This window comes from Devosia oryzisoli (assembly GCF_014837245.1).
In the GTDB taxonomy this organism is placed as follows: Bacteria; Pseudomonadota; Alphaproteobacteria; order Rhizobiales; family Devosiaceae; genus Devosia; species Devosia oryzisoli.
The window spans coordinates 1,221,960-1,236,811 of the sequence record NZ_JACYFU010000001.1 but is presented as its reverse complement, the minus strand read 5'-3'; the positions used below and the strand labels follow the sequence as shown (position 1 = coordinate 1,236,811).

Sequence of the window (14,852 nt, the reverse complement as noted above, 5' to 3'; positions counted from 1 at the left end):
GTCTTGCGCCGGTCGCACTCTCCCGCTACAAGGCGCCACCTTCCCTTAGAACCCAAGCAGGAACCAACCGCCATGGCGATTGAACGCACCTTCTCCATCATCAAGCCCGACGCCGTCCGCCGTAACCTGATTGGCAAGATCATTGCCAAGTTCGAAGAGAACGGCCTGCGCCCCGTGGCGATGAAGAAGATCCACATGACCCGCGAACAGGCCGAAGGCTTCTACGCGGTCCACAAGGAGCGTCCGTTCTTTGGCGAACTGGTCGAGCAGATGATCGCTTCACCGGTCGTAGTCCAGGTGCTCGAAGGCGAAGGCGCCATCCTCAAGAACCGCGAGATCATGGGCGCCACCAATCCGGCCAACGCCGCCGAAGGCACCATTCGCAAGGAGTTCGCGCTGTCCGTGGGCGAGAACTCGGTGCACGGCTCGGACGCTCCCGAGACTGCTGCCCAGGAGATCAAGTACTTCTTCTCCGACGACGAAATCGTCGGCTAAGGCCTGACGCCTCGACCTTCGAGAGGGCCGCCCGAGCCGGGCGGCCTTTTTGCTTGCTGCAATCCCGTGCTATTCTGGATCACAGCGCACATTAACGACCGCCGAAACCCGGCTGATCCGGGACCCAAGCAGCAGCGAACTGGATTGCCCGGACGAGTGGGGCGACGACGATCTCTCTGGCCTTGCGGTGCGGCCTGCATCGCCCGAAAGAAACACCATGTCCCTGCCCGAAACCATCCTTCCCTCAATTGCCCGCGCCCTCGAGGCCAAGGGGTACGACAGCCTGACGCCCGTGCAGTCTGCAATCATCGAGGATGAGACCGCCGGCCGAGACCTGCTGGTTTCAGCGCAGACCGGATCGGGCAAGACCGTGGCGTTCGGCATGGCCATAGCCCCGACCCTGCTCGGAGACGCAGAGACGTTGCCGCCGCCCGGCGCTCCGCTGGCCCTCGCCATCGCGCCGACACGCGAACTGGCCCTGCAGGTGCAGCGCGAACTCGAATGGCTCTACCGCGAGACCGGCGCGCGCACCGCTTCCTGCGTCGGGGGCATGGATCCGCGCAGCGAGCGCAAGGCGCTCGACCGGGGGTGTCACATCGTGGTCGGCACGCCGGGGCGTCTGCGCGATCACATCACCCGCGGTGCGCTGGACATGTCCGCGCTGCGCGCCGTGGTTCTCGACGAGGCCGACGAGATGCTCGACCTCGGCTTCAAGGAGGACCTCGAATTCATCCTGGCCGCCGCACCCGAGGATCGTCGCACCCTGCTGTTCTCGGCCACGGTGCCCAAAGCCATTGCGCAACTGGCCAAGACCTACCAGCGCGATGCCCTGCGCATCGCCGCGACCAGCGCCGGCGAGCAGCACGCCGACATCGACTACAAGCTGATGGTCGTTCCTGCGAACGACAAGGAAAATGCCGTCATCAACACGTTGCTCTGGTACGACAACGTCAACACCATCATTTTCGCGCACACCCGCGAGTCCGTGAAGCACCTGTCGGCGCGGCTGCACAATCGCGGCTTTGGCGTGGTGACGATCTCCGGCGAGTTGAGCCAGGCCGAGCGCACCAACGCGCTGCAGGCCATGCGCGACGGGCGGGCCAGCATCTGCGTCGCCACCGACGTGGCTGCCCGTGGCATCGACCTGCCCAACCTCGATCTCGTCATCCACGCCGACATGCCGAGCAATCCCGACACGCTGCTGCACCGCTCCGGCCGGACCGGCCGGGCGGGGCGCAAGGGCACCTGCGTCATCATTGCGGCGAGCCATCGCCGGGGCGTTGCGCAGCGCATCCTGCGCAGTGCCAACCTGCAAGTCGAGATGATGACACCGCCGACGGCGGCCGAAATCGAGGAGAAGGCGAAGGAAGCGATGCTGTCGGCCGAAGCGCTGAGCATCCCGGTCTCCGAAGAGGAGGCGGATCTGGTGGCGCGCCTCCTGGAGCGGCATTCCCCCGAGGCGATCGCCGCCGCCTATCTGCGCCAGCAATTGGCGACCCGTCCGGCGCCTGAAGACATCACCGTCATGGCCGCGGAGCCGGAGCGCAAGCGCACCCGCGAGGATTTTTCCAACGGCAGTTGGTTCAAGATTTCTGTGGGACGCAAGCAGCGGGCCGAGCCGCGCTGGCTGCTGCCGCTGATCTGCAAGGCTGGTGGATTGACCAAGGGCGATGTCGGCTCGATCCGGCTTTTCCAGAACGAGAGCATCTTCGAAGTCACGGCCGACAAGGCTGCGAACTTCCTGGCCACGGTGCAGCGCAACGGGACCGGCGAACGCAACGTGCGCATCGAGGCGGCGATCCCACCCGGCGTGGAACGTCCGAGGCCAGCGGGCAAGACCCGGCCCGCTACCAGCTACGATCCGCTTCCGAGCGAGCCGGCGCCGGCCGCGGCCAAGCCGAAAAAGCCGCGCAAGGCAGAGGCCGATGACGCGCCTCCTGCGCCGCAAAAGAAGAAGGCCCCGGTCGAGGCCAAGGGACCCAAGAAGGACAAGGGCAAGCCCAACTGGTCCAAGCCGCGCGAGATTGGCGATCAGCCGGTCAAGCGCAAGAAGGCGCCCAAGGCAGAATAATCACCCGCCGCTGCTGCCAGGGCCGCGTCAGGCCGGTTCGGAATCCTTCGTTGCCGCCTTGACCGCCTCGGCCAGCGCCGCCACTTCCCCGGCGCGGCTATCCGTAGCCGTGCCGACATGGTCCAGCCACTGGCTGAAGCGCAGCAGCAGTGGCACGAAGTTGGCCACGTCTTCCTTGGGCCACTGGCTGAGGAAGTCGCCCATGATCAGGAACTTATAGGCCCTTACGGCCTCGACAACCGCCTTGCCGCCCGCCGTTAGCTCGATAATGGTCCGCCGCGCGTCGGCCTGGCTCACCGCCCGGCGCGCATAGCCCTTCTCGACCATTTCGCTGACCATGCGGCTGGCGCGCGACGGGTCGATGCTGAGCCGATCCGCGACCGTTCCCACCATCGTCTCCCCATCCCCGCCATCCGGCTCTCCAAGGGGTCCCGCGATGGCGAACAGCACATCGAGTTGCGGCAGGTCGAGGGGAATGTCGAGCGTCGCCAGTGCGGCCTGACCAAGCTCGCGACGGCTGGCGCGCCGCCGCCAGTTGAGGAACAGGCCGTCGATCGTGGAGACCGCATCAAGCGTTGCCGGTTCCAGCCCAGCCTCGCTCAGCAGGGATTTCACATCGATCGTCTCTGGCTTGGACACCGATCCAACTCCGATTACTCATTGCACAATCGTGTGCGGTTGACATATAAATGCGCGTCACAGATATATGCAGCAAGAACACATAGCACAAGAGGCGCATTTACGTCGACCGCCTCGAGACCAAAGGATCGCCCAATGCCCCCTTCCGATCAACCGGCTTCTGCGCCGCAGGAGCCGTCGGTGGCGCTGATCATCGGCGCCGTCGCCGCCACGCTTCTGCTCGCCTCGCTCGGACAAACCATCGTATCGACCGCTCTGCCCACCATCGTGGGGCAACTTGGCGGGCTCGATCATCTCACCTGGGTGGTGATCGCTTACCTTCTGAGCTCGACCGTTGTCGCACCCATCTACGGGAAACTCGGTGATCTGTTCGGCCGCAAGGTCGTCCTGCAGTCGGCAATCGTCATCTTCCTCGTTGGCGCGCTGCTCTCTGCACTGGCCTCGACCATGACCTTCCTCGTCGTCGCCCGCGCCATCCAGGGGCTCGGCGGTGGCGGCCTGATGGTCGTTGCCATGACAGTCGTGGCCGACATCATTCCCCCGCGTCAGCGCGGCAAGATCCAGGGCATTTTTGCCGCCGTCTTCGGCGTTGCGACCGTGGTGGGGCCGCTTCTGGGCGGGTTCATCGTCGAGAATCTCTCCTGGCAGTGGATCTTTCTCATCAACATCCCCGTGGGCCTTCTGGCGCTGGGCGTAATTGCTGTCGCGCTGAAGCCGCGAGAGGAGCGGGTCAAGCGCAAGGTCGATTATGCCGGCTTCGTGCTGCTGAGCGGCGCCTTGACGACCTTCGTCCTCGCGACCTCGCTCGGGGGCACCACCTATCCCTGGATGTCCATCCAGATCGTCGGCCTGCTGGTCGCCGCTGCCGTCTTCCTCGCCGCGTTTATCTGGACAGAGGCCCGCGCGGCCGAACCGGTGCTGCCGCTCCAGCTCTTCCGCAACAACACATTCCTGGTCACCAATTCGATTGGCTTTCTCGTCGGCATGGCCATGTTCGGGTCCATCACCTTCCTGCCGATGTACCTGCAACTGGCCAAGGGTGTCTCGCCCACCGACTCCGCTCTGCAGCTCTTGCCGATGATGGTTGGGCTGATCGGCGGCTCGATGGTCTCCGGCTTCATCATGACGCGCACCGGGCGCTACCGTATCCTGCCGCGGGCTTCGACCTTCGTCCTCACCATCGGCATGCTGCTCCTCGCCACGATGAGCCTCGACACGCCGTCCTGGCAGATCGCTGGCTTCATGCTTTTGGTCGGCATCGGCATCGGTCCGGTCAACAGTGTCAGCGTGACCGCGACTCAGAACGCCGTGCCGCGCGCCCTTGTCGGTGTCGCCACTGCCGGCACCACCCTGTTCCGCCAGATCGGCGGCTCCATCGGCGTCTCCGTCTTTGGGGCCATCTTCAGCAGTGGCCTGGCGGCGCGCATGGGCGATCTGCTGCCCGGTTCGGAAGGAACGGCGAGTTTCGACGCCAGCGCCGTCGCCGCCATGCCGCCGGCCCTGCGCGAGCAGGTCCTCGAGGCCTTCGCGGGCGCTCTTCATCCGGTCTTCTTCGTTGCGGCCGCCGTCGCCGCACTGGCGTTCGGGTTGACCTTCTTGCTTGAGGAGCGGCCCCTGTCGAACACCCTGCGCGAAGACCCGCCAGAAGCTGAGCTCGATGCTGCCGAACAGGGAGCGGCCTCAATCAGCGGGGTTCCCGCCACCGCGACTCGCTGATCGAAAAACCGTCGCCGGGGTGTTGCACTTTGGCGACGGGCTCCGCTTACGGGGCCTCCAGCCTGTAATTTCAACGCACTACATCGCCAGGCGGAATCAGAATGCAAGGAACTGAAGGGCCTTATCCTCCCCGCTGGCGCCCTCTGGCGCACCGCCTCGCCACTTATGGCAAAAATGTGAGTGGCCAAATCACTCAGGCTACGTAACAGTTTAGCCCATTGCTTCGCCGACGCGTCACCGGCCGACCACGGGAGAATACAGCGTGCCCTTGCGATGGCAGGAAGTGGCTTTGCCGCTCCTCATGATTTCGATCCTTCTCGTCCTCAAGCACATCCCCGCCACGATGCATCTGCCGCTGTCGCGGACGGCAGGGGTGATCGCCTTCGGCTACGCCGCGTTCCTGGCGCTCCGCCTGGTCCAGCCGGAAGAGGCGGTGATGGACGGGGGCTGGTCGCAGTTGCGTCCGTCGATGGTCGAATATTTCGCCTGCTACGGCGCCGCTGCCCTCGCCATGATCCTGCTGTTCGCGGTGATCTTCATGAGCGGCACGGCGACCTTTGCCCAGGTTGTTGCCACCTACATTGCGGTCATCCTCCTGGCAGGCGGCGCGGCTGGTATCGGGCTCTCGGGCCTCTTTACCAGGGTCCGCTGGGACCGTTCGCGCGTCGAGCATCACGACGCCTTCGGGCGCCAGACCGTGCTCGATTGGCATGAGGTGCAATCGGTGCGACCCAACTGGCGCGGCGTCACCATTGCCGGCGCCACGGGCCGGATCACCTTCTCGCAGTTCCACGGCGGCGCGGCCGAACTGGCGAGGCTTGCCACCCAGCGCGCGCAGCGCAACGCCACCCAGGCCAGCAAGGCGCTTGCCCCCTGGTCCGCATAAGCGGGGCGAATAAGACGCATCAGAACTCTGCGATTGCAGCCGGGCCGGGGCCCGGCTAGCTTCCCGGCATGAATGCACCTCTGCCCATCAAGACCGTCCGTTCGGTCTGCCCGCACGATTGCCCATCCGCCTGCGCTCTCGACGTCGACATCCTCGCCGATGGTTCGGTTGGCCGCGTCCGGGGCGCCAAGGACGATCCTTATACGGCGGGCGTTATCTGCGAAAAAGTCGCGCGGTACGCCGAGCGCATCCACCACCCGGAGCGCCTGCTTTATCCGCAGCGCCGGGTGGGCCCCAAGGGCAGCGGCCAGTGGCAGCGGATTTCCTGGGACGAGGCGCTGGATGAAATCGCCCGCCGCTTCCTCGCTATCGAACAGGAACACGGGCCTGAAGCGATCTGGCCCTATTTCTATGCCGGCACCATGGGACATGTGCATCGCGACGGCATCGAGCGCCTGCGTGCCGCCAGGGGCTATTCGCACCAGTACGAAACCATCTGTACCGGCCTTTCCTGGCCCGGCTACATTGCCGGCACGGGTCTGTTGGGCGGCGTCAATGCCGAGCAGATGGCCGAGGCCGACTGCGTCGTAATCTGGGGCACGAACGCCGTCCATACCCAGGTCAACGTCATGACCCACGCCATGCGCGCGCGCAGGCAGCGCGGCGCAAAGATCGTCGTCATCGATGTCTACCGCACCGCCACCATGGAACAGGCCGACCTTGCCCTGATGCTGCGGCCGGGCACCGACGGCGCGCTTGCCGTCGCGGTCATGCACGTCCTCCTGCGCGACGGCTTGGCGGACCGCGCCTACATGGCGCAATTCACCGACTTCTCGCCTGAATTCGAAGCGCACCTGGCCACCCGCACCCCCCAATGGGCCGCCGAGATCACCGGTATCAGCGTCGGCGAAATCGAGGCTTTCGCCCATCTCGTCGGCACAACGCCGCGCAGCTTCTTCCGCCTCGGCTATGGCTTCAGCCGCCAGCGCAATGGCTCCACCAACATGCATGCTGCCCTCTGCATCCCGGCCATGACCGGCGCCTGGCAGCATCGCGGCGGCGGCGTCCTCCATTCCAATTCCGGCACCTGGCGGCTGGACAAGTCCAGGCTCACGGGCGTGCACCTGCAAAAGGGCGCTCCGCGCATGCTCGACATGTGCGAAATCGGCCCGATCCTCACCGGCGACGCCAAGGCGCTGCAGGGGGGCGGGCCGGTGCATGCCATGATCGTGCAGAACACCAATCCGGCCTCCGTCGCCCCCGATCAGGCCAGGGTCCGGGAAGGCTTCCTGCGCGATGATCTGTTCCTCGTGGTGCACGAGCAGTTCATGACCGAAACGGCTGAACTGGCGGACATTGTCCTGCCGGCCACCATGTTCCTCGAGCACAACGACTACTACACGCGTGGCGGCCATACGCGCATCCTTTATGGGCCGGCAGTGGTCGATGCGCCCGGCGAGGCGCGCTCCAACCACGACGTCATCAACGCCATCGCGCTGCGTCTGGGGTCAGACGATCCAACCTTCCGGACGCGGGACCGCGATGTCGTCGCCGAGACGTTCGCCCGTTCCGGCCTGCCGCCACTCGAGAGTGTCGAGCAGTCCGGCTTCGTCGACCGCGAACGGCCCGATGCGGAGGCGCGCTTTGCCGGCGGCTTTGCCTGGCCCGGCCGCCGCTTTCGCTTTGCCCCCGACTGGCAGGATGTGAGCGACCGCTACGGCTATCGCTGGACGTGCGATCCGGCTCTCATGCCGCGTTTTGCCGATCACTGGGACATCTGTGAAAAGCCAGACGCAGTCCACCCCTTCAAGCTGGCCACCAGTCCCGCCCGGGGCTTTCTCAACTCAACCTTCAACCAGACGCCCGGCAGTCTCAGGCGCGAAGGCGGCCCCACGCTCTTCATGCACCCCGACGATGCCGCGCGCTGTGCTCTCGCCGATGGCGAGGCCGTGACTGTCGGTAATGGTCGCGGCAGCGTCGAATTGACCCTGCGCGTGCGCGAAGGCTTGCCCACGGGCGTTCTCGTGGCCGAGGGGCTTCACCGCAACAAGGCCCATCGCGGGGGCAGGGGCGTCAACATGCTGACCAGCGCCGAACCCGCTCCCCCGTTCGGCGGCGCGCCGTTCCACGACGCCGCCGTGTGGGTGCGGCCTTCGGAAGGCTAGGCTGCGCTACTGCATGTATGCGCCATAGAAGAAATACGCCGTCATGCCGATGCCGTAGACGATGACGCCCATGCGGATCCACTGCGTGGGGATGTATCGCGCCAGCCGCGCCGCCGCGTAGCCGCCGATGGTCACGCCCACGAGGGCAATCGAGCCGTGGTACCAGTCGATGGCGCCGTTGAGCGCAAATCGCACCACCGCGACAAGCGCCACGATGGTCGAGACGTAGAGTTTGAGCCCGTTCATGGCGTGGATGTCTGTCATGCCCGCCATGGCGAGGAAGGCGAGCAGCAGAATGCCCAGGCCCGCGTTGAAGAATCCGCCATAGACGCATACCGCCGCGAGCAGGCCCAGAAGGAGCACGGTGCCCAGCGCCTTCATGCCCCGGCCGCCGCCACCCCTCGAGCGCACCCAGATGTTGAGCTGGTTGCCGAAGATGAAGAGCGCCACGGCGAACGTCATCAGCCACGGCACCACGAGGGCAAAGAGCTCGTTCGAAACCACCAGCAGCAGTTCCGCACCCACATAGCCGAACACGGCCGAAACCAGCCCATAGAGGACAAGCCGGTCCGTATAGCCCTGCATCGATTTCCAGTAGCCGACAGCGCCGCTCGCATAGCCGGGAAGGGCGGCATAGGTATTGGAGGCATTGGCAATGACCGGCGGCACACCCGCGAACAACAGCGCGGGAAAGACGATAAACGAACCGCCCCCCGCCAGCGAGTTGAGCGCGCCGCCCAGAAGGCCGGCCACAAACAGCAGAATCTCGGTCATTGCTTCCCCCAAATCAGCTGCCTGCATACGCTTTCGCGCGCCGATCGCCCAACGTTTTTGGCTGATCGCCCCATCACGATGGGTGATGCGGCTTGACTTGGAGCACAAGCCGGATCATGAAGCGCGCGGCTGCTGGCGCCGGCCGTCCGCGGGAGTGTTCCCTTGGTGAAGCCCAGCTCTTTGAAAATGATCCTTCGGTTGTCTCCGAGGCGCATCATGGCAATGCGGACCCCATGGACAGTCGCCTCCTTTCGGAGAGCACCGACATGACTTTTTCTCTCGATACCGTATCCGCCCAGACTCTCAAGAGCGAGGCCAGGGCCCTGCGCGAACAGCGTGCCCGCGAGGGTAGGCTGCTCACCCACGGCGCCGCCCTCGAAGAGGTCGCCCGCAGCCACGGCTACCGCGACTGGAACACCGCCCGCGCCGAACTGCCCGACCGTTTCGCCGTGCCGTTCCAGGTCGGCATGCGCGTCAAGGGCCTCTATCTGGAGCAACCGTTCCGCGGCGTCCTGCTGGGCGTGCAACTGGCGGTCGACATGCGGCACTTCACGGTCGTCGTGCAGTTCGACCAGCCGGTCAATGTCACGCCCGATTTCATGTTCGCGGCCACCCGCCAGCGGGTCACGGCCACGGTCGACATGCGCGGCATCTCGCCCGCGCTACGTGGAAATGGCCAGCCCCAGATGCGTCTGCTGCGCGAATGATCTACCCCGGACGCGTCTACCAAGGCGCGTCCCCCACCTTTCGCCGGAGCGCCGGCGAGCAGCCTCCCAGACCCCCCGGCCGGTGCCTTCCACAACAATCCGCCCAAAAACCCCTTGCCATCGCGGAACGCCACCGCTAGACCCAACCCGCCGGAGAGGTGGCCGAGTGGTCGAAGGCACACCCCTGCTAAGGGTGCAGATCGGGAACGGTCTCGAGGGTTCGAATCCCTTCCTCTCCGCCACTTTCCCTTCCAAGCTGCCCGGTTTATTGGGTATTCCATCGTCTCTGGCGAAGCCGTGTGCTCCTTGGCTTGGCGACGCCACTTGGGCTCAGCAAGCAGCCGTGCCGCCTGAAGTCAGTTCGAGCAGTTCTCCGGGCTGATCGATGCTGAGGCCGCTCTGGGCAAAGTCGCGATAGGCGCTATTGTCGGTCCCAACCCATTGGAGGACTTACAGTGACTGTTCTGGACGAGGCCGCCGAGGCGCATCATGGTCAAGCCACTATCACCGCTATCAGGGCGATGCGGCTGGACTCTGGCTTCTGCCTGATCCGCATCGACACTGATTGCGGGATTTCCGGCTATGGCGAGTGTGGCGACCTGGACGGCGACCATGCCCGCGCGGTCATCGAGAGTCACGCCGCCGGCGGCGGGCGTCTGCCGCACCTGAAGCTCATCGGCAAGGACCCGCTGGCGGTGCGCGTCCATCACCACAACATGTTCACGATCTTCCCGCAGCGGCGACGGGAGATGCAGGTGCTGTCGGGCATCGACATGGCGCTCTGGGATCTTGCCGGCAAGCTCCTTGGCCAGCCGGTCTGCCAGCTGCTCGGGGGTAAGTTCCGCGACGACATCGCTCTCTACTCGCACTGCCCGCAGGGTGATTTCACCGATGCTGCCGCATGGCGAGACCGCGCTGACGAACTCAAGGAAGATTCGCACGGCTTCACCGCCTTCAAAGTCGACATTCATTCCTGCCTCGGCCTGCACATGCAGCAATACGTGCCGAGCCTCTCCCCCGGCGACGTCCGCAAGGTACGGCGCTCCTACGAACTGGCGCGCGAGCATCTGGGCGAAGAGATCGACATCATCGTCCACTGCCACAACGAACGATACGCCCTCGGCCATCGCTGTGGGCGAAGCAGTCGAACCGATCAAGCCGCTCTATTTCGAGGATCCGCTCCAGCCCGCGTTCAGCGAGAATTGGCTGGCGCTGCGGCGGCAGACCAGCCTGCCGATCATGACGGGAGAAAACATCGAACTGGTCGAGCAGGCGGTGCCGTTCCTCTCGTCGCAGGCTGTCGATTGCCTGCAGCCCGACATCGTCTGTTCGGGCGGCATCACCGGCACCCGCGCCATTGCCGATGCTTCGGCGCTTTACCGGACACCGATCACGCTGCACAACGTCAGTGGGCTCCTGCTGAACCTGGCCAGCCAGCAACTGGCAGCGTCGATCTTCAACTGCCCGCGCATCGAGTGCACGCGCGGCGCGACGAGCCTTGCCTGGTCGGCTGAGAACCCGCTCAAGATCAGCGATGGCCGCATGAAGATCAACGACGCTCCCGGCCTCGGCTTCGTTCCCGACCCCGACTGGCTCAAGGGCCACCGATACTCTGAAGAGCCCTACTGGGACTGAGAGAGGAGGCTGATCGGACCGAGCGCCTCCTCCACATCGCGCATATGCCGCGCGACGGCGGGATGTAACCCCGGTCGAGCTTTACCGACAGGGCGCTTGGCTGCCGCCTTGACCCCTATCAGGGACCGGGGGCGAAATTCTACGATCTCGAGCTGCGCCGCGCCACCAGGCGCGGGGTAACCACGAAATGCTCCGCCTGCTTGCGCCCCTTGATCCGTTCAACAAGAAGCCGTGCTGCCTGGAGACCGAGCAATTCACCGGACTGATCGATGCTCGAGAGGCCGTTCTGCGCAAAATCGCAGTAGACAGTGTTGTCGTATCCGACAATGCCAAGGTCCTCGGGGATCTTGATACCCATCTCGGTCGCGACGCTGATGACCTCCAGAGCGATGAAATCAGTCCAACAGAAGATCGCATCTGGCGGGTTGGATCCGCCGAGCATGCGCCTGGCAGCCAGTTGCACTTCCCGAAGAGTCTGCGGGGCCTGAACGACGTTGATGTTCTTGCTCAGTCCGACCTCGATCATCGCGCGGCGATAGCCCAGTTCGCGCTGTGACAGGATGGTCGAGGTGCCGCTGATCAAGCTCAGCATGGCGATGCTCTTGTAGCCGTTTGCGGCCAGGTGCTTCACCGCCAGCATGGCGCCCTGCTGGTCGTTGTTGTTCACGGTGTCGAAGCTGTGCGCCTCCGGGTCATGGTGACCGATTGTGACCAGTGGCTTGGCGGCAGCGATTTTTTCATGGTTGTTCCGATCTTCGGTCGACCCGATCAGGATGATGCCGTCCATCTGCCGGTCCATCATGGATTCCACGATTGCCATTTCGTTTGTCACCGAGGATTCGCTGATCCCGATCAGCGGCCGGTACTGGGTGCGTTCAAGAGCGTTGTTCACGCCCACCATGATGTCTGCGAAGAAGGGATTGCGCAGGTCGGGGAGGACTAGCCCGAGCGTATAGGTTTGCCCCCGCATTCCTCGTGCGGCGGCAAGGGGCCGATAGCCGAGGCGCGCCATCGAGGCGCGGACCTTGCTGCGCAAGGCATCCGAAACGCCATAGGCGTCGCGCAACACCTTGGAGACCGCGGCGACGGAGACACCCGCATCATCGGCCACTTCGCGAATGGTCACGCGACCCGTCTTCTTCTCGGCAGCCTTTTCCGTCATTGCATGTCCGCCCTGTAGTCCCTTGTGTGGTCTGTGAAATCTGCAACGGCGGTAGCCTTATCCCACGATTGCCAGCGTAGCCCGAGATTGGGGATTGCCAAACCGGAAAAGTTGTAGAACGATACACGTAGAACAGTCTACAAGATCGCCTCGGGCGACGAGCAGGGAGACCTTCTTTGAACGACGCCGCGGCTTTGAGCGCTTCGCAGATCAACACGACCCCGGCCCGGCTGAACTGGACCGCGAGCATGATCCGCCCGCAGTGCGACCAAGGCGTGGGAACTCAGGCGAGCTTTGTCCGCAAAACGTTCACCCTGACGGCTCCGAGTGGCCAAGAAGTGCTGCATATCAGCGCGCTCGGGCTGTACCGCGCCTTCATCAACGGCCAGCGCGTCGGCAGCGACCTGCTCACGCCCGGCTGGACGGTCTACGATCAACGCCTGAGCTATCAGAGCTACCCGGTGGGCGATCTGCTGCGAGCCGGCGAAAACCAGATCGACATCTGGCTCGCCGACGGCTGGATGCGTTCCCAGCTCATGTGGGGCGGGGCGCCGATCTTCAACGCCTGGGGCAAGGACATCGCCGCCATTGCCGAACTGCGGGCGGCGCCCGGGCTCGACCAAACCCTGCTGGTAACCGACGCGAGTTGGCAGAGCGGCCTTTTGCCCATTCTCAAGTCCGGCATCTATTTCGGTGAAATCTTCGACGCCCGTGTCAGCCCCGCTGTTTCGGCCGGCGCCGAGGTGCTTCCCTTCGACACTGCCATTCTGGTGCCGCACGAGACCACCCCGGTCCGAGAACTCGAGCCACTACCGGCGGTCAAGAGCTGGCGCGATGCGGAAGGCCGCACCGTCTATGACTTCGGGCAGAATGTCGGCGGAAACGTCGCACTCACCGTCCGTGGCGCTGCCGGAGCGAAAATAAGCGTCGAGCACGGCGAAGTGTTGGACCAGGATGGCCAGTTTTACAACGGGAACTACCGCACGGCCGCGGCCCGTATCGAGTACACCTTGGCCGGGAACGGCGAGGAGCACTACCGACCCTACTTCACCTTCCAGGGCTATCGCTATGTGCGCGTCAGCATTGAGGGCCAGGCCGAGATTCTCGACATGGTCTCTGTGCCGATAAGCTCGGTCACCGAGCTCAAGTCCGGCTTCAGTTCGGGCAATCCGCTGGTTGACCGGCTTTTCCTCAATACGGTCTGGTCGCAGCGCGCCAACTTCATCGAGGTCCCCACCGACTGCCCGCAGCGTGACGAGCGGTTGGGCTGGACAGGCGACGCCCAGGTTTTCGCCGGCACCGCCGCCTATCTTGGCGACGTGCAAGGTTTCTTTCGCAAGTGGATCCGCGACGTGATGGCGGATCAGCGCGAGGATGGTGCGGTGCCGCACGTGGTGCCTGACCCCACCCGGCTCAATCCAGACGATTATCCGGGGTTCTTCGGGTCAACGGGCTGGGGCGACGCCATCGCCGTGGTGCCGTGGCAGGTCTATCTCCATTACGCCGACAAGGATCTCCTGACCGAGGCGCTGCCGGCGATGGTCAAATGGGTGGATTTCGTCTGGTCCATCAGCGACGGCCCGATCGTCAAGCCACCTCGTGCCTGGGGTGCCCGCGGCTTCACGTTCGGCGACTGGCTGCAGCCGAGCGGTCCGAGTGCCAAACCTCTGCCGACCATCGGCGACGATGCCGCCGCCACCATGTACCTGTTCATCACCTCGACCCTGGTGGCGAGAATCGCCCGCATTGTCGGCGACGCGACCACGGCGGAGCGGCTGGAGCGGCTGGCCGCGGACGTGAAATCGGCCTTTGCCCGCGAATTCATCACGCCTTCGGGGCGCCTGGCCTATGACGACCAGACCTCTTATGCGCTCGCTTTCCTCCACGACCTGATCCCGCAGACACAGCGCGAGGCAGCGAAGACCTACTTCAAGAATGCCATTCTGCGCACGGATGGCCGCATCGGCACCGGCTTCATCGGCACCCCGGCACTGCTGCCCGCCCTCGTCAAGATCGGCGAGCCGAGCGTTGCCGCCCAGGTGTTTCTACAAGAGCAGGTACCCGGTTGGCTCTATCAGGTGAAGATGGGGGCCACCACCATCTGGGAGCGCTGGGACGCCATCCAACCCGATGGCTCGATCTACAATCCGCAGATGAACAGCTACAACCATTACGCCTATGGCGCGGTGTGCCAGTGGCTGCTCGAAGGCGTTGCGGGATTCCGTCCTGACCCGGAGGCCCCCGGTTTCGAACGCATCATCTTCGAGCCGGCGATTATTCCCCAGCTCTCGCCCGTCAAGGCGCATCACGACAGCCCGCGCGGGACCATTCGGGCCGCGTGGACCATCGAAGGGCAGGCAGTCCGCTACGAGATTGAAGTGCCGCAAGGCACGAACGGCGTCCTGCGCCTCAGCCCGCTCTACCGCGACGCCACCCTCGACGGCTCGGCCATCGCCGCCGGCGACGCCGATCTGCGCCCAGGACGGCATCTGATCACCTTCAACTATTCCCCATCGGCAGGGCTCGACCTGCCAAAGGTGGACATCAACGCACGCACGCCCTGAGGGCGGCCAACAGCATTGCCTGCACCCAGGCGGGCAAG

Annotated in this window: 11 protein-coding genes, 1 tRNA gene and 1 pseudogene; 10 read left to right on the top strand and 3 right to left on the bottom strand. The window is 64.7% G+C overall.

The window, feature by feature from the left end:
• Window positions 1–72 precede the first annotated feature (72 nt).
• Window positions 73–495, top strand: coding sequence for a nucleoside-diphosphate kinase (gene ndk, locus IC608_RS06200; protein ID WP_191773548.1), 423 nt, complete (start codon window positions 73–75; stop codon window positions 493–495).
• Between the two features lie 217 nt (window positions 496–712).
• Complete coding sequence (locus IC608_RS06195; protein ID WP_191773546.1) at window positions 713–2,566, top strand: DEAD/DEAH box helicase; 1,854 nt, start codon at window positions 713–715, stop codon at window positions 2,564–2,566.
• Between the two features lie 27 nt (window positions 2,567–2,593).
• Here the strand turns inward: IC608_RS06195 and IC608_RS06190 are convergent, their stop codons facing one another.
• A complete protein-coding gene (locus tag IC608_RS06190) occupies window positions 2,594–3,205 on the bottom strand; it encodes a MarR family winged helix-turn-helix transcriptional regulator (RefSeq protein ID WP_210316214.1) in 612 nt (203 codons plus the stop codon).
• A gap of 135 nt (window positions 3,206–3,340) precedes the next feature.
• On the opposite strand from IC608_RS06190, the gene IC608_RS06185 reads away from it, so the two are divergent.
• The 3 genes from IC608_RS06185 (at window position 3,341) to IC608_RS06175 (ending at window position 7,972) form a co-directional block, all read left to right on the top strand.
• Window positions 3,341–4,921 carry an MDR family MFS transporter gene (locus IC608_RS06185; RefSeq protein ID WP_191773545.1) on the top strand — a complete coding sequence of 527 codons (1,581 nt, stop codon included), beginning with the start codon at window positions 3,341–3,343 and terminating at the stop codon, window positions 4,919–4,921.
• Between the two features lie 262 nt (window positions 4,922–5,183).
• The gene (locus IC608_RS06180; RefSeq protein ID WP_191773543.1) at window positions 5,184–5,807 is read left to right on the top strand and encodes a hypothetical protein; all 624 of its coding nucleotides are present in this window, start codon (window positions 5,184–5,186) and stop codon (window positions 5,805–5,807) included.
• A 68-nt stretch (window positions 5,808–5,875) separates the two neighbouring features.
• On the top strand, window positions 5,876–7,972 hold the full coding sequence (locus IC608_RS06175) for a molybdopterin-containing oxidoreductase family protein (protein WP_191773541.1): 2,097 nt from the start codon (window positions 5,876–5,878) through the stop codon (window positions 7,970–7,972).
• Between the two features lie 6 nt (window positions 7,973–7,978).
• On the opposite strand, the gene IC608_RS06170 is transcribed toward IC608_RS06175, so the two are convergent.
• On the bottom strand, window positions 7,979–8,746 hold the full coding sequence (locus IC608_RS06170) for a sulfite exporter TauE/SafE family protein (RefSeq protein ID WP_191773539.1): 768 nt from the start codon (window positions 8,744–8,746) through the stop codon (window positions 7,979–7,981).
• A 266-nt stretch (window positions 8,747–9,012) separates the two neighbouring features.
• Here IC608_RS06170 and IC608_RS06165 point away from each other — a divergent pair, with 266 nt between their 5' ends.
• The 4 genes and pseudogenes from IC608_RS06165 to IC608_RS06150 all read left to right on the top strand — a co-directional run bounded on the left by IC608_RS06165 (window position 9,013) and on the right by IC608_RS06150 (window position 11,088).
• Window positions 9,013–9,453, top strand: a complete 441-nt coding sequence (locus tag IC608_RS06165; RefSeq protein ID WP_191773536.1) for a glyoxalase superfamily protein — start codon at window positions 9,013–9,015, stop codon at window positions 9,451–9,453.
• A 152-nt stretch (window positions 9,454–9,605) separates the two neighbouring features.
• Window positions 9,606–9,695, top strand: a tRNA-Ser gene (locus tag IC608_RS06160).
• A 279-nt stretch (window positions 9,696–9,974) separates the two neighbouring features.
• Window positions 9,975–10,226: pseudogene (locus IC608_RS18550) on the top strand (hypothetical protein); the annotation flags it as partial.
• A 358-nt stretch (window positions 10,227–10,584) separates the two neighbouring features.
• Window positions 10,585–11,088, top strand: a complete 504-nt coding sequence (locus tag IC608_RS06150; RefSeq protein ID WP_191773535.1) for an enolase C-terminal domain-like protein — start codon at window positions 10,585–10,587, stop codon at window positions 11,086–11,088.
• A gap of 139 nt (window positions 11,089–11,227) precedes the next feature.
• On the opposite strand, the gene IC608_RS06145 is transcribed toward IC608_RS06150, so the two are convergent.
• Window positions 11,228–12,250: a LacI family DNA-binding transcriptional regulator gene (locus tag IC608_RS06145; protein WP_191773533.1), complete on the bottom strand. Its 1,023-nt coding sequence runs from the start codon at window positions 12,248–12,250 to the stop codon at window positions 11,228–11,230.
• A 248-nt stretch (window positions 12,251–12,498) separates the two neighbouring features.
• Between IC608_RS06145 and IC608_RS06140 the strand changes: the two genes are divergently transcribed.
• Window positions 12,499–14,814, top strand: coding sequence for an alpha-L-rhamnosidase (locus IC608_RS06140; protein ID WP_191773826.1), 2,316 nt, complete (start codon window positions 12,499–12,501; stop codon window positions 14,812–14,814).
• Window positions 14,815–14,852 lie beyond the last annotated feature (38 nt).